This window comes from Lamprocystis purpurea DSM 4197 (assembly GCF_000379525.1).
In the GTDB taxonomy this organism is placed as follows: Bacteria; Pseudomonadota; Gammaproteobacteria; order Chromatiales; family Chromatiaceae; genus Thiodictyon; species Thiodictyon purpureum.
This window is the reverse complement of sequence record NZ_KB902364.1, coordinates 58,742-77,959: the sequence shown is the minus strand read 5'-3', so window position 1 is coordinate 77,959 and position 19,218 is coordinate 58,742. Positions and strand designations below refer to the sequence as shown.

17 protein-coding genes are annotated in these 19,218 nt (G+C 65.5%); 16 read left to right on the top strand and 1 reads right to left on the bottom strand.

Annotated features, from left to right (window positions below):
* Positions 1 to 463: 463 nt before the first annotated feature.
* From A39O_RS31680 to A39O_RS0102580, 16 genes are all read left to right on the top strand, one after another.
* Positions 464 to 2,143 carry a B12-binding domain-containing radical SAM protein gene (locus tag A39O_RS31680; RefSeq protein WP_211211528.1) on the top strand — a complete coding sequence of 560 codons (1,680 nt, stop codon included), beginning with the start codon at positions 464 to 466 and terminating at the stop codon, positions 2,141 to 2,143.
* Positions 2,140 to 2,949 (top strand): Uma2 family endonuclease, encoded by an 810-nt coding sequence (locus tag A39O_RS0102650; protein ID WP_020503172.1) that lies wholly within the window; start codon positions 2,140 to 2,142, stop codon positions 2,947 to 2,949. Before A39O_RS31680 ends, A39O_RS0102650 begins: the two co-directional genes overlap by 4 nt.
* Positions 2,950 to 2,980: 31 nt before the next feature.
* On the top strand, positions 2,981 to 7,024 hold the full coding sequence (locus A39O_RS0102645) for a translocation/assembly module TamB domain-containing protein (protein WP_020503171.1): 4,044 nt from the start codon (positions 2,981 to 2,983) through the stop codon (positions 7,022 to 7,024).
* A 512-nt stretch (positions 7,025 to 7,536) separates the two neighbouring features.
* The gene (locus A39O_RS0102640) at positions 7,537 to 7,905 is read left to right on the top strand and encodes a hypothetical protein (RefSeq protein ID WP_020503170.1); all 369 of its coding nucleotides are present in this window, start codon (positions 7,537 to 7,539) and stop codon (positions 7,903 to 7,905) included.
* 39 nt (positions 7,906 to 7,944) lie between these two features.
* Positions 7,945 to 8,874, top strand: a complete 930-nt coding sequence (locus A39O_RS0102635) for a lysophospholipid acyltransferase family protein (RefSeq protein WP_020503169.1) — start codon at positions 7,945 to 7,947, stop codon at positions 8,872 to 8,874.
* 11 nt (positions 8,875 to 8,885) lie between these two features.
* Positions 8,886 to 9,851, top strand: a complete 966-nt coding sequence (locus A39O_RS0102630) for a lysylphosphatidylglycerol synthase transmembrane domain-containing protein (RefSeq protein ID WP_020503168.1) — start codon at positions 8,886 to 8,888, stop codon at positions 9,849 to 9,851.
* Positions 9,852 to 10,356: 505 nt separating this feature from the next.
* A complete protein-coding gene (locus A39O_RS40215; protein ID WP_020503166.1) occupies positions 10,357 to 10,995 on the top strand; it encodes a DUF1640 domain-containing protein in 639 nt (212 codons plus the stop codon).
* Positions 10,996 to 11,156: 161 nt separating this feature from the next.
* On the top strand, positions 11,157 to 12,005 hold the full coding sequence (locus A39O_RS0102620; RefSeq protein WP_020503165.1) for a Uma2 family endonuclease: 849 nt from the start codon (positions 11,157 to 11,159) through the stop codon (positions 12,003 to 12,005).
* A 647-nt stretch (positions 12,006 to 12,652) separates the two neighbouring features.
* Positions 12,653 to 13,033 (top strand): succinate dehydrogenase, cytochrome b556 subunit, encoded by a 381-nt coding sequence (gene sdhC, locus A39O_RS0102615; RefSeq protein ID WP_020503164.1) that lies wholly within the window; start codon positions 12,653 to 12,655, stop codon positions 13,031 to 13,033.
* Positions 13,030 to 13,386, top strand: a complete 357-nt coding sequence (sdhD, locus tag A39O_RS0102610; protein WP_020503163.1) for a succinate dehydrogenase, hydrophobic membrane anchor protein — start codon at positions 13,030 to 13,032, stop codon at positions 13,384 to 13,386. Before sdhC ends, sdhD begins: the two co-directional genes overlap by 4 nt.
* Before the next feature lie 7 nt (positions 13,387 to 13,393).
* Positions 13,394 to 15,157 (top strand): succinate dehydrogenase flavoprotein subunit, encoded by a 1,764-nt coding sequence (gene sdhA / locus A39O_RS0102605; protein WP_020503162.1) that lies wholly within the window; start codon positions 13,394 to 13,396, stop codon positions 15,155 to 15,157.
* A gap of 67 nt (positions 15,158 to 15,224) precedes the next feature.
* Positions 15,225 to 15,917: a succinate dehydrogenase iron-sulfur subunit gene (locus tag A39O_RS0102600; protein WP_020503161.1), complete on the top strand. Its 693-nt coding sequence runs from the start codon at positions 15,225 to 15,227 to the stop codon at positions 15,915 to 15,917.
* 16 nt (positions 15,918 to 15,933) lie between these two features.
* A complete protein-coding gene (locus tag A39O_RS0102595) occupies positions 15,934 to 16,209 on the top strand; it encodes an FAD assembly factor SdhE (RefSeq protein ID WP_040526938.1) in 276 nt (91 codons plus the stop codon).
* 37 nt (positions 16,210 to 16,246) lie between these two features.
* On the top strand, positions 16,247 to 16,708 hold the full coding sequence (locus tag A39O_RS0102590; protein WP_040526916.1) for a protein YgfX: 462 nt from the start codon (positions 16,247 to 16,249) through the stop codon (positions 16,706 to 16,708).
* A gap of 125 nt (positions 16,709 to 16,833) precedes the next feature.
* On the top strand, positions 16,834 to 17,844 hold the full coding sequence (gene galE / locus A39O_RS0102585) for a UDP-glucose 4-epimerase GalE (RefSeq protein WP_020503158.1): 1,011 nt from the start codon (positions 16,834 to 16,836) through the stop codon (positions 17,842 to 17,844).
* Positions 17,844 to 18,695, top strand: coding sequence for a 23S rRNA (adenine(2030)-N(6))-methyltransferase RlmJ (locus A39O_RS0102580; protein ID WP_020503157.1), 852 nt, complete (start codon positions 17,844 to 17,846; stop codon positions 18,693 to 18,695). The genes galE and A39O_RS0102580 overlap by 1 nt, the downstream gene beginning before the upstream one ends.
* Before the next feature lie 6 nt (positions 18,696 to 18,701).
* Here A39O_RS0102580 and A39O_RS0102575 read toward each other — a convergent pair whose 3' ends face one another.
* Entirely contained in the window at positions 18,702 to 19,184 is a 483-nt protein-coding gene (locus tag A39O_RS0102575; protein ID WP_020503156.1) for a hypothetical protein, read from the bottom strand.
* Positions 19,185 to 19,218: the final 34 nt, after the last annotated feature.

Sequence of the window (19,218 nt, the reverse complement as noted above, 5' to 3'; positions counted from 1 at the left end):
TGCCCAAGGCCACCACTTGCAGTTTACTCGATAATTTGCGCGGGCTAAACTCCCTCGTGCGCCCCGCGGCAGTTTTTGTGCAGGCAGTTACACCTTCATGCAGTGTGTCTTCCGGAGTTTCAGGTTGACGCTAACTTATTGTAAAAAAATACAATGTGTCCTATCATCAAGAGTTGGCACGCAACTTTGCAGGTCTCGGGGCATAGCGGACGATCGCTCTTGCGATGCCGTTGGATGACGCTAAGCGTCACCAGGGGGTACCTCGCTTGCGCTGCCCCGCGGGTGTGCTGTGTCCACGTTTCGAGTTGTGGGCGGTCGCCGCAAGGGCGGAATTGAACGCGGCCGGCGCGGCGGTACCAATGTTTTCGGGGCTATGGATGGCACTCCGACAACCTGACGGGCGTAAACTTCGCCGCTCTCCCGAGAAGCCGGCTGGTTTCGTGCAGACGGAATGCGGCCGCATTTGCAGCAGGCAACTTTATCCTCTGGTGCTGACATGAGAATCACGCTTGTTCACCCGGCCGGATTCAATTTCGTGCCCGGTCAGCCGGATTTCTCGCTGCTGGCGAATCGCATGGCGCCGCTGGGCATCCTGCAACTGGCGGCCTGGCTGGAGCAGCATGGGCATCCGTGTGCCGTACACGATTGTCTAGGCCCCGGTGCGCCCGCTTCGATCGACGCCAATGCCGCGATCGTGTTGGCGACGAACCCCGAACTGGTCGGCTTTTCGGTCACGACTTCGGGCTTCATGGATGCGTTTGAGATCGCGGCGCGCGTCAAGGCGCAACGTCCGCATGTTCGAATCGTGTTCGGTAATGTGCACGTTTCCGCTATTGGTGCAGCGCTGCTGCGACACTTTCCGGAAATCGATTACCTGTGCATCGGCGAAGGCGAGGGGACGATGCTGGACCTGGCCGAGCACCGGGACCCGCGCGAGATCGCCAATCTCTGCTATCGCAGTGGCGAGGATATCGTTTCCAACCCACGGCGCCGGCGTATCCTCGATCTCGACGATTTGCCTTTTCCCGCCTACGAAAAACTCGTCGGTTTCCCCCGCGGTTATCATCTGCCGCTGTTTTCCTATGTCAAGCGGTATGGCGCGACCATGGTCACCTCCCGCGGCTGCCCTTACACCTGCTCGTTCTGCGACCGCACGGTATTCGAGCGCTTGTACAAGACGAACTCCGCGGATTATGTCTATGAGCACATGAAGTACCTGCGTGACCGTTTTGGCATCCGTCATATCAATTTCTACGACGACCTGTTCACCGCACAACGCAAGCGGGTGACGGATTTGTGTGAACGACTGATCGCGAAACCCCTGGGCATGGATTTCAACTGCGCGGTGCGCACCGGCCACACGTCGGATGAACTGTTGCGTCTGCTCAAGCGGGCCGGCGCATTGATGGTGTCCATGGGTATCGAGTCGGCCGATCCGGGCATGATGGAACGGCACAAGGCCGGCGTCAGCCTGGACAGCGTTCGCCGGACTGTCGAGCAGATTCACGCCGCGGGGCTGCGGGCGAAGGGGCTATTCATCTTTGGGCTGCCCGGCGAGACACCGGAAACGATCGCCGCGACCAGTGATTTCATGCTGTCGCTCGATCTCGACGAAATGAATATGAGCAAGTTTAGTCCCCTGTACGGGGCGCCGATCTGGGATGAATGTGTCGGAGGCGAACCGGGCGAATTCAACGAAGACTGGCGGCTGATGAACTGTCTCAATTTTGTCTACCTGCCGAAGGGCTTTGCGTCGCGGGTGGAGATGGACGCGCTATATAACACGCAGGTCCGTCGTTTCTATGACAGCGAGGGCTATCGACGGCGCTTCTCGCGACGCCTGTGGCAACATCGCTGGAGTCTGTGGCATGTGCTGAAGAATCTGCCCAAGACGATGCAGGCGGCACGCTATTACAGCAGCAGCAAGGCCGACTTGGAGCGGGTCGGCGAGGCGTTTTCGCCCCATCCGCGCCAGCCGCGTGGGCTGAGGCCTCATTTGAGTCCAGAGCTCGAAGTGGATGGGATCGCCGCACTTGCGAATATCAAGGTGTCGCGCCGGGTGAGATCCGAGAAACGAAAAACCAACAACGACGGGTATCCACTTCCGCTTGATGCCCACCCCAGTGGAGGACCGCGGCGATGAATCCGCTCGCACATTTCGACCCCGACGACCCCTATCCGGAGAGCGACGGCGAGCCCATGGCGGAGAATACCGAGCAGTATGAATGGCTGGTCAAGATCAAGGAGAACCTCGAGATCCTCTTCGCGCGGGACCCGCAGGTCTTCGTCGCCGGGGATCTCTTCTGGTATCCGGTTCCCGACCGTCGGATCACGGGGCCGGTGGCCCCGGACGTGATGGTCGCCATCGGGCGGCCCAAGGGTCGCCGCGGCTCTTACAAACAGTGGGAAGAGGGCGGTATTGCGCCGCAGGTGGTCTTCGAGGTCCTCTCTCCGGCCAACAGCGTCAAGGAGATGGCCGACAAACTGGCCTTCTACGATGCCTATGGGGTTGAGGAGTACTACGTCTATGATCCCTCGCCCAACACGCTGGAGGTTTGGCTGCGCCAGGAGGGGCGGTTGCGGCGGATGTCCCACTTGAAGGGCTGGGTCAGCCCGCGGCTGGGTATCCGCTTTGCGTTGAGCGGCGAGACGCTGGAGATCTTCGATCCCCAAGGGCAGCCGTTCTTGACCTCGGTCGAGTTGGCCGCGCGGCTGCGTGATGAGGCGGCGCGTGCCGCGCGGGCGACCGCCAAGGCTGAGCACGAGGCCGCGCAAGCGCGGTCGGCGCGTGACAGTGTCGAGCAGGAGCGTGCCCGTGCCGAGCAGGAGTGTGCCCGTGCCGAGCAGGAGCGTACCCGCGCGGAGCAGGAGCGTGCCCGTGCCGAGCAGGAGCACGCACGTGCCGAGCAGTTGGCCGCGCGATTGCGTGCCCTGGGGTTGGAGCCTTGAGCCTTGGACACCGATCACCGGGTCAGCGCCCATGACTGACGGGGTCCAGATCGCCGCGGCCGCAACTGACCCGTCCCCACCGACCGCGACGCCGGCGCGCCGGCGGCGCCGTCCGCTGATCCGCTCGCTGCGCCTGTTCGGCGGCTTGTTCGTCCAGATTGTCCTGGTTGTTCTCGTGGTGCTGCTGCTGGTGCTCGGCACCCAGCCGGGGCTGCGTGCCGCGCTCGGGCTCGCCCAGGATCTGGCCACCGGCGTGATCAGTGTCGGTACGGTGGAGGGTCGGGTCCTGGGGCGGCTGCATCTGGAGGATCTGGAGGTGCATCTCACCGACCTGGACCTGCGGTTGGGAAGTCTCGATCTGGACTGGTCGCCGCTGAGCGTTTTTGGCGGCACCTTGCGGGTCGCCCGGCTGGTTGCGCGCGACCTGGATATCGTCACTGTCCCCGGCCAGGAGCGGGAGCCACAACCGATTGCGTTGCCGCAGATTGGCCTGCCGATGCGGATCGCGATCGACGAGGTCCTGGTGGAGCGGCTGCGGGTGCTGCAGCGGGGGAGCGCGGTGCCCGTCTTTGTCCTGGACCGCGCCCTGCTGGCGGGGGGGCTCGCGGGCAGTGACCTGGACCTCCTGCGGTTGGAACTCGACCTGTCGGAACCCCGGCTCGCGGCGCGTGTCGAGGGCCGAATGGAACTGCGGGACGCGTATCCACTGGACTTGCGCCTGGACTGGGACCTGGGTCTGGGGTTGGCGGCGCAGATCAAAGGCCGGGGTCAGCTCAGCGGCGACTTCAAGCGGCTGGTCATGCAGGTCGACCTGAACGGCTCGGCGCAGGTCGAACTGGATGCCCAGGTCCAGGATTTGCTCGGGCGGCCGAACTGGGAGGGTCTGCTCCAGATCAAGGACGTGCGGGTGCCGGATTTTCAGGCGGGTGCCCCGGAGGTGGTGGTGCGCGGGCGCCTGGAAACCCGCGGTGACCTGGATGCGGCGACCCTGACCGGCACGCTGGAGGCCCAGGCGCCGAACCTGCCTGACTTCGGCCGGCTCGAGGCTGAGCTGGACGCGGCCTGGAAAAACCGGGCGCTGGCGTTGCGCACGCTGCAACTGCATGAGTCGGTTTCCGGGGCGGTGTTCAAGGCCGAGGGCGGCCTGGACCTCAAACCCAACCCCGGCACCTTCCAGCTCAAGGGCGCCTGGGAGCGGCTGCGCTGGCCGCTCTCCGGCGCTCTCGTGGCCACGGCCCCGCGCGGCCGGCTGGACGCCTCCGGCACCTTCGATGCCTATGACTATGCCGTCGCGGCCGCGGCCGAAGGCCCCGGGTTCCCGGCGATCGACCTGGATCTCAAGGGCAGCGGGACCGCCACCGGCACCCGCATCGCCGCACTGGTGCTGAAGACGTTGGGCGGCACCCTGGACGTTGGCGGCGACCTCGCCTGGGCGCCCGCGCTCACCTGGGACCTGAAGTTGCGTGGCCAGGACCTGAACCCGGCCGGCCTGGCTCCGGGCCTGGATGACCGGATCAGCCTTGCGCTGGAGAGCAAGGGCGGGCTCGACGGTTTCAGATATGACCTGCTGGCCAGTTCCCAGGGGCCCGGGCTGCCGCCCGCGCGGCTGTCCGTCGGCGGCACGGGCGATGGTCAGGGCACCGTGATCGAGACCCTGCGGCTGGATGCCTTGAACGGCCGCATCGAGGGCCGCGCCCGCGCCGGCTGGGACCCCCAGGTCACCTGGGAGGCGGATCTGACGGCCGGCGGGATCGATCCCGGCGCCTATGCGCCCGCGTGGCCGGGCCGCATCGACGGTCGGATCAGGACGCAGGGCGCGCTGGAGGCCAAGGGGCCAAACCTCACGGCGGCGCTGGAGGGCGTGCAGGGCACCCTGCGGGGTTATCCCATCGCCGCGACCGGCCAGGTCGGTATGGCGGCGGGGACGCTGCGCGTGGAGGGCTTCACCGCGGCCTCGGGTCCCAGCATGGCGCGGGTGGACGGCACCTTGGCGGGCGAGACACTCGACCTGCGTTTCGAACTCGCCTCGCCCGATCTGGCCAGTCTGCTGCCGCAGGCCAAGGGCAGCGTCCAAGCCAAGGGCCAGGTCGCGGGGACGCTGCAGGCGCCGCGGGTACGGATGGACCTGAGCGCCAAGGGCGTCGAAGCGGCCGGCCAGCGCATGGCCGGTCTGACCGGAAACCTGGATCTGGCATTGACCCCCACGGGGCCGCTCAAGCTCGAACTCGATGGAACCGGCCTCGCGGTCGGGGCCTTGCGTTGGGACAGTCTCAAGGTGCGCGGCGACGGCAGTATGCCGAACCATCGTCTGAGCGTCGCCTTGACGGGCGAACCGCTGGCGGTTCGGCTGGAGGCCAACGGCGGGCTCAAAGACCAGGGTGCCTACCAGGGCGCAGTGACCCGGTTCGATCTGGACAGTCAACCCTATGGCAATTGGCGTTTACAGAAGACCATGCCGGTTGTGCTCGCCGGTCCCAGGATTGCCGCCGGGCCCCTGTGTCTGCGCAACGGCAAGGGCTCGGGGGGCTGTGTCGGCTTCAACCAAACCGCGGCGGGTCAGTGGACTGCGGATATCGACCTGGACAAGCTCGGGTTCGAGTTGCTCCAGGGCCTGTTGTCGGAGAATCAGAGTGCCGAGGGTGCGGCCCAGATCAAGGGCCGTTTCCAAGCCTCGGGTCCGTTACTGACCGGCAATCTGGTCGCTGCGGTTCCCGATGGGCGTATCCGCCTGATCATGGGCGGAGGCCGATCGGAGGTGCTGGATTTCTCCAGGACCCGCCTGACACTGGACGCGGGAACCAAGGGCCTGGGGGGGCGTCTCGCTCTTCCGCTCAAGGGGTTGGGTGAGGTCAGCGCATCGGCGGAATTACCGGGCTGGCGGCTGGACAATCCGGCGCGTCCGGATCAGCCCCTGCGCGGCGGCCTCAAGGCGAAAATCGACGGGTTGGCGCGTCTGGCCCAGTTGGTGCCGGACCTGACCGGGGTGACCGGGAGCATCGCCGCCGATCTGTCGTTGAGCGGGACCCTCGGCAAACCCGGGGTCAAAGGGAATGCGGCGCTGCGCAAGTTCGGCGCCGAGGTGCCGCTGATCGGGCTCAAGATCGCCGATCTCAACATCAATCTGCTGGCTTCGGCCATGGATCGCATCGATCTCCAGGGTCAGGGGCAGATCGGCGGTGGACGGCTGGAACTGAGCGGTGATGCGCGGCTGGGTCCCACGGGTCTGGTCGGCCGCTTCCTGATCGCGGGTGAGCGACTCAAGGTGGCCAACACCAAAGAGTATTTCGCCCTGATCGCGCCGCGTATCCAGGTCGATCTGACACCGCCGGGCGCCCGCGTCTCGGGCGAGATCAGTGTCCCGGAGGCGCGTATCCGGCCGCGCGCCATCCCGGCGGGCACGCTCTCGGCGTCACCGGATGTGGTGTTGATCGATCAGGCCGGATCGGAAAAGCCACCGTTTCCGATCGACATCGATCTGCGTCTGAAGCTCGGCGACAACGTGACGCTCGACGCCTTCGGGGTGCGTGGTCGACTGACCGGCGATTTGCGGGTGGTGCAGGCCCCGGGCAAGGAGATGCTGGGGGATGGTCAACTGGCCATCGTCGATGGGATCTACCGTTTCTCCGCCGGTTTCGGTCTGGGCGCCGAGATCGGCGCCCCTTTGACCATCGAGCAAGGGCGGTTGGTCTATGCGATGACGCCCATCGGCAATCCCGGTCTCTTGCTCCAGGCCCAGCGTGAGACTGCAAGTGCCAGTGCCGGCGTGCGGGTCCTCGGGAACATCCGCAAGCCGAAACTCGCCTTCTTCTCGGATAGTGATCCGAACCTGAGCCAGGCGGAGATCACCAAGTACCTCCTGACCGGGATCGCGCCCCGCAGTGATTCGGGTCTGGAGGACCAGTCGATCTCGGTCGGAACCTATGTGGCGCCCAAGCTGTTCGTGGAATACGAGAGCGGCATCGGTGACCGCAAGGACGCGGTGAAGCTGCGGTATGACTGGAGCCGCAACATCGAACTTCAGACCGAGACCGGAGAGAATCCGGGCGGGGATATTTTCTACAAGTTCGAGCGATAGCCGTTGTCGTTGTCGTAATCGTAGTCGGAGAAGCCGATTCAATTTGGGCATGAGCCAGCCCGCTGTCGATCGGCGTTTCGCACTGGCGGTCGCGAGGCTTACCGTGAAAATCGCGCAGCGACCCCGTGGGAGCGGCGTCCCGCCGCGATGGGGCCGGGCGCGCAACCGCAGTGTTCGAGGCCACCGCGGCACCGCATCGCGGCGGGACGCCGCTCCCATGGGGGACTTTCATCTTCCGGGGTGGCTTGATGTTCCTTCCATGGCCGTTAGCCGGACGAGTGCCGCCCAGACGCGAGGTCGACCGGTTAAAGCCTCGCCCTCCGGTTTTCTTGCGGCTGGAGCGACGATCAAGGTCCTCGTGGGTATCATCGTTTCGACAACGACAACGACAACGACAACGGCAACGACAACGGCAACGACCGAGATACCAAAGGTGCTTCCTGATGGACGTGTATCGCTTATTCCTGAACCGCTCCCAAGCCCGACAGGATGGCTTGTCACGTCGACGTGGAATGTGTGTTGGCTTGGTGCTGAGCGCGCTGCTCGGTGGCCCGGTCGGCGCGACGGCGGGGGACGGCGCCGCGGCGCCGATCGGCTTCGACCTGAACCGGCTGAACGCATCCGGGCTCCAGGGTCCGCCCGACGGCCTGCGCGCCCTGGACTATGAATTCTGCATCCCGGATGGCCCCGCGTTCCGTGCCCAGGTGGCGGCCATCGACCCCAGCGCCCGCTTCCATCCGGGCAGCCGCGGGCGCATCGGCTGCACGCCCGATCAGGTTCTGGTCCTCGGCAATACCCATCAGGACGGATTTCGGGCGATACTCCACGCCCTTGCCGGCCTGCCCTATGTGGCGCGGATCGCCGAGGCCGTGTTCGAGTAACAAAGCAACCACGTTGTTCAGATGTCAGGTACGCACGCGATGGGTGATGGCAACGGACTCCGGCACCCCCGCCACTGGCCGAGCTGGCTGGTGGTCGGTCTCGTCTATGCACTGGGGCGGCTGCCGTTCCCGCTTCTTTGGGCCTTGGGTCAGGGGTTTGGACGGGTCGCTTATCTGCTGGCGCGGGAACGGCGCGCCGTGGCGCGGCGCAATCTGGCGATCTGCCTTGCCGCTGCCGCGCCCGAGGAGCGCGAGCGCGTGCTGCGCGCCCATTTCGGCTGGCTCGGGGTCGCGGCCCTGAGTCAGGGGGTCGGGTGGGGCATCTCGCGGGCGCGCCTGGGGCGACTGGTGCGCGTGCGCAACCGCGCGTGCATCGACGGCTGCATCGCCGCCGGGCGACCGGTGATCGTGCTGGTCCCGCACTTCGTGGGCCTGGAACTGGGCGGGGCGGCCTTTACCGGCCTGGTCCATTCCGGGGTCTACATGTATCAGAAGATCCGCGATCCGGTGGTGGATTGGCAGGTGAAACGGGCGCGGCGCCAGTACGGCAGTGTCTCGATCGAGCGCAGTGACGACCTGCGCGGCCTGCTGCGCGTCATCAAACAGGGAATCCCTTTCTTTTACCTGCCGGATCAGGATGCCGGGCGTCGTGGTCTGTTCGTGCCCTTCTGTGGGGTGGCCGCTTCGACGATCCCGATGCTCGGACGCTTTGCCGCCATGAGCGGCGCCTTGGTGATCCCGACCTTCGCGCGCTATCTGCCCTGGGGGCAGGGTCTGGAACTGATCTTCGATCCGCCCCTCGCGCCCTTTCCGAGCGGTGACCCGCAGGCCGATGCCGCCCGGATGAACCAGGTGATCGAGGCGCGGCTTCACACCATGCCGGAGCAATATTTTTGGGTGCACCGCCGCTTCAAGACCCGCCCGCCGGGCGAGCCGCCGATTTATCCGCCGAAACAACGGCGCCGCTGAGCCTGGACGCCATGCCGCCGCCAGGCGAGTCGCGGCAGCCTCCTGACCGCGATGCGGCGACCCTGCGGCTCGGCCGGCCGCGCGATTGGGCCATCGGTGCCGGACTGCTCGTCGTCCTGATCGCCGCGGTGCACTTCACCGTCGGCTGGGGCCCGCTGCTCGCCCCTTGGCGCGCCTTCTCCCCGACGCTGATTGCCTGGCTCGTCCTGCTCGCGGCACTGAGCTATGGCGTGCGGGCGGTGCGCGTCTCCGCCTGGTTCAGTCCGCGGTTCAGCGGCCGGTTCATGCCGCTGCTGCGTCTCACCATCCTGCACAATGCGGCCAACAATCTGCTGCCGATGCGCACCGGGGAATTGGTCTTCCCCTGGCTGATGCGCCGCTATTTCGGCTTCGGCGTACTCGACGCGGGTGCCGCGCTCCTGTGGATCCGCATCCTGGACATGCACTTCCTGGGTCTGATCGGCATCCTGATCCTGTATCTGCGCGATCCCGGCTGGCTGTGGTGGGCGGCCGGTCTGGTCTGGATCGGTGCACTGTCGCTGCTCGCCCTGATCAGCCGTGCGGGGACCTCGCCCCGGCTCGCCGGGGGCGGGCGCGCGCGGCGTTTGGTGCGCACGGTCGCCGCCGCCGCCCCGCGCGACCCCTGGCGGATCGTCCGGGTCTACTTGTGGACAGCGGTCACCTGGACGCTGAAGCTCATCGCCTTCGCCAGCGTGCTGGCGCATTTCGTTCCGGTCGATTTCTGGCGGGTGATGGCCGGAGTCATGGGGGCTGAACTGTCGAGCGTCCTGCCCTTCCACGGCATCGCCGGCAGCGGCAGCTATGAACTGGCCGCGGTCGCGGCCCTGATCCCCTTGGGGGTGGACCCCCGGGTCGCGCTTGCCGGAGCGGTCAACCTGCACCTGTTCGTGCTCGGTACGACCTTGCTGTTGGGCGGGTTGGCTTTTCTGCTGCCGCGGCCGGCGGGTGTGCGGTAAGGTCATTTCCGGGAAAGGATCTATTTGGTGCAGGCTGCGCCGATCGTAGCGAAACGCGGCATCCTGGACCTGATGATGTCGTCCGCTCGCGCGCGGCGCCTCTGGCTGCTCGGCGGCCGCGCCAGGATTTTTGCCTCAAATCTGCCCACACTCTGATATCTTGAGTGGAGGGAAAGTGGGCGGCGGACTTGATCGTTGCTCCGACCATCAGACCGGCGGTCGCGGCTTCAGCCGGTCGACCTCGCGTCCGGGCGGCCCTCGTCCGGCTAACGGCCATGGCAAGGATTAGCCACCCCGGAAGATGAATGTCCCCCGTGGGAGCGGCGTCCCGCCGCGATGGGTGCCGCGGTGACCGCGAACGGTAGGGCTACGCGCCTGGCCCCATCGCGGCGGGACGCCGCTCCCACAGGGTCGCTGCGCGACTTTCACGGTGCGGCTGGGACGCCGCACGGAACCAGGATCAAGGCCGCTCAACCAATGCGGGCAAGACATAGGAGCATTGCGCATGGCCACTTCGGTGGTACAACTGTACGAAGCCCTGGCCAGTGCGCCGGACGACCGGGCGCGGGCGCGCGTGATCGCGGAGGCCTTCGAGCGGCTGGAGGAGCGTTATCCGCATTTGCCGGACCTGGTCACCCAGGGGCATCTGCGCGAGAGCGAGTTGCGGCTGCAGAAGGAAATCGTCCAGGTGCGCGCCGACTTGAGCGAAACCGAACTGCGGTTGCAGAAAGAAATCGCCCAGGTGCGCGCCGACTTGAGCGAAACCGAACTGCGGTTGCAGAAAGAAATCGTCCAGGTGCGCGCTGACCTGTCGGTCCAGATCGAGCAATTGCGCGGCGAGGTCAAGACCGACATCGAGCAATTGCGCGGCGAGGTCAAGACCGCGATCGAACAACTGCGCGGCGAGGTCAAGACCGACATCGAGCAACTGCGCGGCGAGGTCAAGACCGACATCGAGCAACTGCGCGGCGAGGTCAAGACCGACATCGAGCAACTACGCGGCGAGGTCAAAACGGACATCGAGCAACTACGCGGCGAGATCAAGACCGCGATCGAACGGAGCCGCAACAGCCTGTTGCTCTGGTTGATCCCGCTGATGTTTGCGCAGGTGGGAGCCATCGCGGCGCTGGTGAAACTCCTGTAGTTGGCGCGATGCGGGGCGTTGGCGCAACGCCGGTCCGAGCGGTCATGGATCCTTCTTTCCCGCAAAGCGCCGCAACCGTGCCGATGACGCGGTCCAAGTGGGAGCGGGCCGTCTCCCCATGACGCCTGACACCAGGCTATCATCACCACCGAGCCGCCCTGATGACAACGGAGCCCAGCGCCATGTCCAAGATCCGCCGCGAGCCCGCCGTTGGCCCCTTTCGCGTCGACCAGTTGCGCGAGGGTGACCGCTATGAGCTGTCCAACGGCCATCCACTCTACTGTGCGCCGGCGCGGCGCGAGCATGCCGCGCCCAATCTGATCGGGGCCGCCGTCATCGACAGCGATCCGGCGGTCGAATGGGCCGGTGTGGATGCCGGCTTCACGCCCGCGCCGGGCACCTTGCGCGCCCCCGATGTGGCGGTGGCCGCTCGCGCCGGGGCGGACGCGGACGGTTGGATTCCCGGGGCGCCGCCGCTGGCCATCGAGTATGCCGGCCGCGGTCAGGATCAGGCGGATCTCAAGGTCAAGATTGCCGAGTTGCTGGCGGCCGGAACCCGTTACGTGTGGGTGGTGCGGGTGCATGGGCCACGGCGGGTGGAGGTCCACGAGGCCGGTCAGCCGCCGCGCCTGGTCGGGGCGGGCGAAGTGTTGGCGGCGCCGGGCATTCTGCGCAATCCGATCCCGGTGGAGGCCCTGTACGACCGCGCCGCGGGACATCGGGCGACGCTGCGCAATTTGCTGCAGCGGGAGGGCTATGACAGCCTGGAGGCGGTGCGCACGGAAGGTCATAAGGAAGGGCGCAAGGAAGGCCACAAGGAAGGGCGCCAAGAGGGACGCGAGGAAGGCATGGCCGAGGCCATTCTCGCCTTGTTACAGGGTCGGGGCATCCCGGTTGACGCGCCGCTCGAGACCCGCGTCCGTGCGTGTCGCGATCGAGACACCTTGCACCGCTGGCTGCTGCGGGCGGCCCGGATCGAGCGGGGCGAGCAGTTGTTAGACGCGCCGTGATCGGAGCGTCCGCGCAACTGCGTCCTGCGCGAAATGCGTGATTTTCATGGTGTGTTCGGCCTTGGGGAGTTAACCAGCCTCGGTAGAGACGCGGTTTAGATCAGAACAGGGTGCGGAGATCGAGTACGACCCCGGGCAATGCACCGATCCCGATGCGCGACAGGTCATGTACCCGGAACTGCAATGAGGATAGACGACGACCGCGCCGTGCGGAAGCATCGCGGTCGGCGGCGCAAACATGTCGGAGAACCGATCGACCACGATGAGTTTACCTTTTTGCAATGGTGAACATTGAGTGTCTTGGCTGTAACAAATCCAATTGCTAAGGTCTGTGCCAGGTCGATACAATGCTGCGTCGCACAACAGCCGTCATCCCCGGACGGCTCCGGGTGCCCTGGTCAGGTGTTCCCCAGGGTTCTTGCGCGTCCCCGACAGCACGCGGGTCATCCCGTTCGAGGCAGGCGGCATGCCGGGTGACCGGTTTCCGGCGCAATGAGCGTGCCGGAACTCGACCGTCTCCCCGGCCGTTCGTGGATGTGCCGCGCCCGTCGGTCAGGGCGGATGGATCAGGATCGGATGCCTTGAGACGCGGACCACCGGCCGTCGCGGGCCGGCACTCGACAGCCTCACACCACACAGGGCCAAGCATGCAATCGACCAGACCCGTTTTCCTGGAACTATGGCGGATCAAACTCCCCGCCACCGGCTATGTCTCCATTCTCCACCGCATCAGCGGAGTGCTGATGGTCCTGTCCATCCCGATCTGCGCCTATCTGTTCGACAAGGCGGTATCGGGGCCGGAAGGCTTCGCCGCCACCGCGGCCTTTTTCGATCACTGGTTCGTGCGGCTGGGCCTGATCGTAATGGCCTGGAGCCTGCTCCATCACCTGTTTGCCGGTGTCCGCTATTTGTTGCTGGACTTGCATATCGGGCTTGACCGGGCCGATTCGCGCCGCTCCGCGCTGATCGTCATTGCCGCCGCCCTGGCGGCGCTGGTCCTCGTTCTGATTTGGTGGGTGGCACGATGAGCCGTCAAGCATCCGGTATCATGGCGTGGGCGGTACAGCGGGTGACCGCGGTCTATCTCGCGCTCCTCATGACCTATTTCATGGTCCACTTCCTGTTCAATCCTCCGGCGGATTATCTGGAATTGCGCGCCTGGGTGGCGCTCCCGCTGGTGAGTGTCGCGCTGGTGCTTTTTGTGCCGTTGCTGCTGGCCCACGCCTGGGTCGGCTTCCGCGACGTGCTGCTCGACTATGTGAAGTTGGTGGGAGTGCGGGTCGTCCTGCTCGCGCTCGTCGCATTCATGTTCCTCGGCTCCGGACTCTGGGCCTTCAAGGCGATTGTCATTGCCGACGTCACTGCCGGAATTTCAGGGTAATCAGACCATGTCCATCCCAAGCAGACACTTCGATGCCCTGATCATCGGCGCCGGCGGGGCCGGCCTCAACGCGGCGCTGCAACTCGCAAGCGCCGACGTGCGGGTGGCCGTGGTCTCCAAGGTGTTTCCCACCCGCTCGCACACCGTGGCGGCTCAGGGCGGCGTCAACGCGGCCCTGGCCAATGTCCTGCCGGATAACTGGCACTGGCATATGTTCGATACGGTCAAGGGGTCCGATTACCTCGGGGACCAGGACGCCATCGAGTTCATGTGCCGGGAAGCGATCCCGACCGTCTATGAGCTGGAACATGCGGGCGTCCCCTTCTCGCGGCTCGACAACGGCAAGATCTACCAGCGGGCCTTCGGCGGCCAGAGTCAGGACTTCGGCGGCGACCAGGCGGCGCGCACCTGCGCCGCGGCGGACCGCACCGGCCATGCCATTCTGCATACGCTTTACCAGCAGAACATCCGCGCCCGCACCCATTTCTTCGACGAGTTCTTCGCCCTGGATCTGGTGCGCGACAAGGACGGGGTGATTTCCGGTGCGCTGGTGCTGGAGATCGAGACCGGCGAGCCCCTGCTGATCGAGGCCAAGGCGACCCTGCTCGCCACCGGCGGCTGCGGCCAGGTGTTCCGCACCACGTCCAACGCCCATATCAACACCGGCGACGGCTGCGCCATGGCCTTGCGCGCCGGCATCCCGCTGATGGACATGGAGTTCTACCAGTTTCATCCGACCGGCATCGCCGGTAAGGGGATGCTGATCACCGAAGGGGTGCGCGGCGAGGGCGGTTTCCTGGTCAACAAAGACGGCGAGCGCTTCATGGAGCGCTATGCCCCGCGCGCCAAGGACCTGGCGAGCCGCGATGTGGTGTCGCGCTCCATCGTCACCGAGGTCAAGGAAGGGCGCGGCGCGGGTGAGAACGGCGATTACATCCTGCTCAAGCTCGACCATCTGGGAGCGGAGGTCATCGACAAGCGCCTGCCCGGTATCCGCGAGTCGAGCCGCATCTTCGCCGGGGCCGATCCGATCCGTGAGCCGATACCGGTCTTCCCGACCGCCCACTATGCCATGGGTGGTATCCCCACCGACCGCTTCGGACGGGTGGTGGTGCCGGTGGGCTCCGGTTCGGAGCAGGTGGTGGCGGGGCTCTACGCGGCCGGCGAGTGCGCTTGCGCCTCGGTCCACGGTGCCAATCGCCTGGGCGGCAACTCGCTGCTCGATATCCTGGTGTTCGGCCGGCTGGCCGGCAAGGACATCATCGACTTCGTGCGTGAGAACCCCTATCAGCGCAGCGTCGACCCGGCGAGCCTGGACGAGGCCATGTCGCGGCTCACCCGCTGGGATCAGAAGGGCGGCGGTGTGCCCGCGCACCAGTTGCGGGCCGACTTCCGCAAGTGCATGGAAGACCATGCCGGCGTGTTCCGCACCGAGGAAGTCATGGCGGAAGGCTACCAGCGGCTGTGCGAACTGCGGGATCAGTTCAAGGACGCGCGGCTCACCGACCACTCCAAGGTCTTCAACACGGCCCGCATCGAGGCGCTGGAGTTGCAGAATCTGATCGACGTGGGCCTCTCCATCGCGGTCTCCGCCCTGCATCGCAAGGAGAGCCGCGGTGCGCACTCCCGGCCGGATTACCCCAACCGTGATGATGTGCATTGGATGAAGCACAGTCTGTACTATCGGGAGGCCGATCGGATGGACTACAAGCCAGTGCGCACCAAGCCGCTCACGGTCGAGTCCTTCCCGCCGAAGGAACGGGTCTATTAGGTGGTCCGCGCCGCGGACCAAGCCCCGCGGGAAGCCTCGGGCGGCCGAACTCAATCAGGTATCGAGCATGAAGATCAGCGTCTACCGCTACAACCCGGACACCGACCAGAAGCCGCGCATGCAGGATTACGAGGTGCGTCCATTTCAGGGCATGATGCTGCGCGACGCCCTGTTGGAGATCAAGAAGCAGGATGAGAGCTTCGCCTTCCGCCATTCCTGCGGCGAAGGTGTCTGCGGCTCGGATGGGGTCAACGCGAACGGCAAGAACTGCCTGGCCTGCGTCACCCCCATCACCGAACTCAGTCAGCCCATTGTGGTCCGCCCCTTCCCGGGCCGCCCGGTGATCCGCGACCTGGTCGTGGATATGACGCAGTTCTACGAGCACTATCGGGCGGTCAAGCCCTATCTGGTCCGGACCGATCCCCTGCCCGAGCAGGAGATTCTGCAATCCCCGGAGGATCGGGACAAACTCGACGGACTCTACGAGTGCATCCTGTGCGGCTGCTGCTCGACCGCCTGCCCGTCATTCTGGTGGAACCCGGAGAAGTTCCACGGTCCGGCAGCATTGCTCCAGGCCTGGCGCTTCCTGGCGGACACCAGAGACCAGGCGACTGAAGAGCGGCTTGATGCCTTGGAGGGACCTTATAAGCTCTTCCGCTGCCATACGATCATGAACTGTGTGGAGGTCTGCCCCAAGGGCCTGAACCCCACCCGGGCGATCGGGCTCATCAAAGATCTGATGTTGGAGAAGGGGTTCTGACCGCATGAGCGGCCCCATGCGCCAACCAGACCCGGTCACGGACGAGGAACTGCGCCGCCTGCGTTGGCAGTGTCGGCGCGGGATGTTGGAACTGGATCATTTGCTGTCGGGGTTTCTGGACCGCGGTTACCGTGATCTGGACGCCTCGGGTCGCACCGAGTTCCTGGCTCTGCTCGACAACCAGGACCAGGAACTGAGCGACTGGTTCATGTCCCGGAGTATCCCGGACGATCCGGTCGTTCGGGATCTGGTGCGGCACATCGTCGCGGTGGTCACCCCGCGGCGGACCTGACCCAAGTCCGGTCGGCCGCTGCTTGCCCGTCCGCCGCATGGGCTCCCACCGTGAACGTCCGCCGCTGCTGATTGAGCCGCGCTTCTCGCGTCGGCTGGTGACGTTCGTGGCGCTCACGCACACCGCCGCCCTGGCCGCGGTGCTGAGCCTCCCCCTGTGGCGCTACCGCCTGCTTGCCCTGGTGGTCATCGGCAGCCTCGTTTATCACCTCTATGTCCATGGTCTGCGCCGGGCGCCCTGGTCGATCCGCTCGGCCGTCTGGCTGGCGGACGGGTCCTGGCAGATCGATGTGGTCTCCGGGGCGCGGATCGACGCCCGTCTGGCCGCGGCGACCTATGTCAGCGTCCCCTTGGTCGTGCTGAATCTGCGCAGCGGCCGCCGGCGCCGCTGGGCGCTGCCGCTGTTCGCCGATGCCCTGGACCCCGAACAACTGCGGCGGCTGCGTCAGCGGTTGCGCATCGAGGGCGTCGGGCGCGAGGCGGCCAGTCCGGCCGCGTGATTGGGCGCACAGCACGATGACATGCGTTTCACGTTACACTTTCGGGGGGCTTAGCCAACGCGGAGTCTATGTCCGCAAATGAACCGAGATGAGCGCAACTAAACGCGAACGACAGGAGAGCGGCGATGCGTGTTCTGGTGACTGGTGGTGCGGGTTATATTGGCAGCCACACCTGTGTGGAGATGCTCGGCAGCGGTCATGAGCTGGTCGTGGTCGACAACCTCTGCAACAGTAAGGAGGAGTCGCTGCGCCGGGTGCGTGCGCTCGCCGGACGGGATTTCGGTTTCGTTCAGGCGGATTTGCGTGACCGGGCCGCTCTGGACGGTATCTTTGCCGCGCAATCCATCGATGCCGTGATTCACTTCGCCGGGCTCAAGGCCGTGGGTGAGTCGGTTCAGCTCCCCTTGGAGTATTATGACAACAACGTCTCCGGAACTGTCACCCTGTGCCGGGCGATGGCGGCGGCGGGGGTCAAGAATATCGTCTTCAGTTCATCGGCCACGGTGTACGGCGACCCGGCATCGGTGCCGATTCGCGAGCCCTTCCCGTTGTCCGCGACCAATCCCTACGGCCGTTCCAAGCTCTTCATCGAAGAGATCCTGCGCGACCTGCATGTTGCGGACCCGGCCTGGAATGTCGTGCTGCTGCGCTACTTCAACCCGGTGGGCGCCCACCCCAGCGGGCGCATCGGTGAGGACCCCAACGGCATTCCCAACAATTTGATGCCCTTCGTCGCTCAGGTGGCGGTGGGGAAGCTCCCCAAACTGCGGGTTTTTGGCGACGATTATCCCACGCCGGACGGCACCGGCGTGCGCGATTACATTCATGTGGTGGACTTGGCCCGTGGCCATCTGGCCGCCCTGAACAAGCTCCGGGACCAGCCCGGTGCCGTCGTCTACAATCTGGGAACGGGCCGCGGCTACAGTGTGCTGGAAATGGTCGCGGCCTTTGCCGAGGCGAGCGGCCGGCCCATCCCCTACGAGATCGCTCCGCGCCGCGCGGGCGACATCGCCACCTGTTACGCTGACCCGGCCAAGGCGCGGGATGAACTCGGCTGGCAGGCACAGTACGGCATCGCCGAGATGGTGCGTGACGCCTGGCGTTGGCAGTCGGAGAATCCCCGCGGATTCGAGTGATGCTTGGCTACCGTCACGCCTTCCATGCCGGAAACTTTGCGGATGTGTTCAAGCACGCCTTGCTGGTTCAGCTCGTGCTCGCCCTGCGCACCAAGGACAAGCCGTTCTGTGTGATCGACACCCACGCCGGGGCGGGCGCTTATGACCTGGCAGCGGACAGCGCACTCAAGAATGGGGAGTTCGATGGCGGGATCGGCCGGCTGTGGGGGGATGGGGGCGCCGCGTCATCACCCGACCTGGCGGCCTATCTGGATCTGGTCCGGGCGCTGAATCCGGACGGGGCATTGCGCTGGTATCCGGGCTCACCGCGGCTGGCGCACGCCTTGCTGCGGTCCGCCGACCGGCTGATCCTCTGCGAGCGCCACCCGTCCGATCATCAGATCCTGCACGCGGAGTTCGCCGGTGACCCCCAAGTCGCGGTGCATTTGCGCGATGGCTATGAGGCGCCGCGGGCGCTAATGCCCCCGCCGCAGCGCCGCGGGCTGGTGCTGATGGATCCGTCGTTCGAGCTGGCGGGCGAGTTCGCGCGTTTGACCGCGGCCGTGACGACCATCCGGCGCCGCTGGGCGGGTGCCGTGGTCGCCATCTGGTATCCAATCATCGAACGCGAGCCCAGTCTGGAATTTCTGCGTCAACTGAAGGGTCTGGGTATCCCCGGCATCTTGGTTGCCGAACTGGGTTTGCTGCCGTACCGGGGGACGCGCGGGTTGCATGGTTCGGGGATGGTGATCGTCAACCCGCCGTGGGGGATTGACCTCATCCTGCGGCGCCTCGTGCCCGCGCTGCGCGACCGGCTGCGGGTCGAGGGGCCGGGCGAGACCCGGGTCGAGTGGCTGGTGCCGATGCCTTAGGAACCGTCAAGGCCAGAGTTTGACGGCCGCGATGATGAGCGCGCCGACGCTCACGGTCAGTCCGAAGGACCAGAACATGAAGCGGTCGATACGGCGGGTTAGCTCTTCAAAACGTTTGTCGAACGCTTCAAAGCGTTTTTCCATGGCTTCGAAGCGCTTGTCCACGCTATCCAGGCGTTTATCCGCGAGATCCAAGCGCTTATCCAGGCTATCCAGGCGCTTATCCACGCTGTCGAAGCGCTTATCGATGGCTTCAAAGCGTTTTTCCACGCTATCGAAGCGTTTGTCCATGGCCTCGAAGCGTTTGTCCATCTCGACCAGGATGGTCTTGATCAACTCACGCTGGTGTTTCAGCTCCTCCTCGACCCGCACCATCCGCTCGCGCAGCTCGATCTCATAGACCGCGGGCGGTTTGCCCAGGGACTGCTGGGCAAGCCATTCGCCCAGATGTTCTTTGATAAATTCGATATCTTCCGCGGCCAAGGCCATGGCGGGTCTCCGTCTGCTTGATTGGATACGAGTA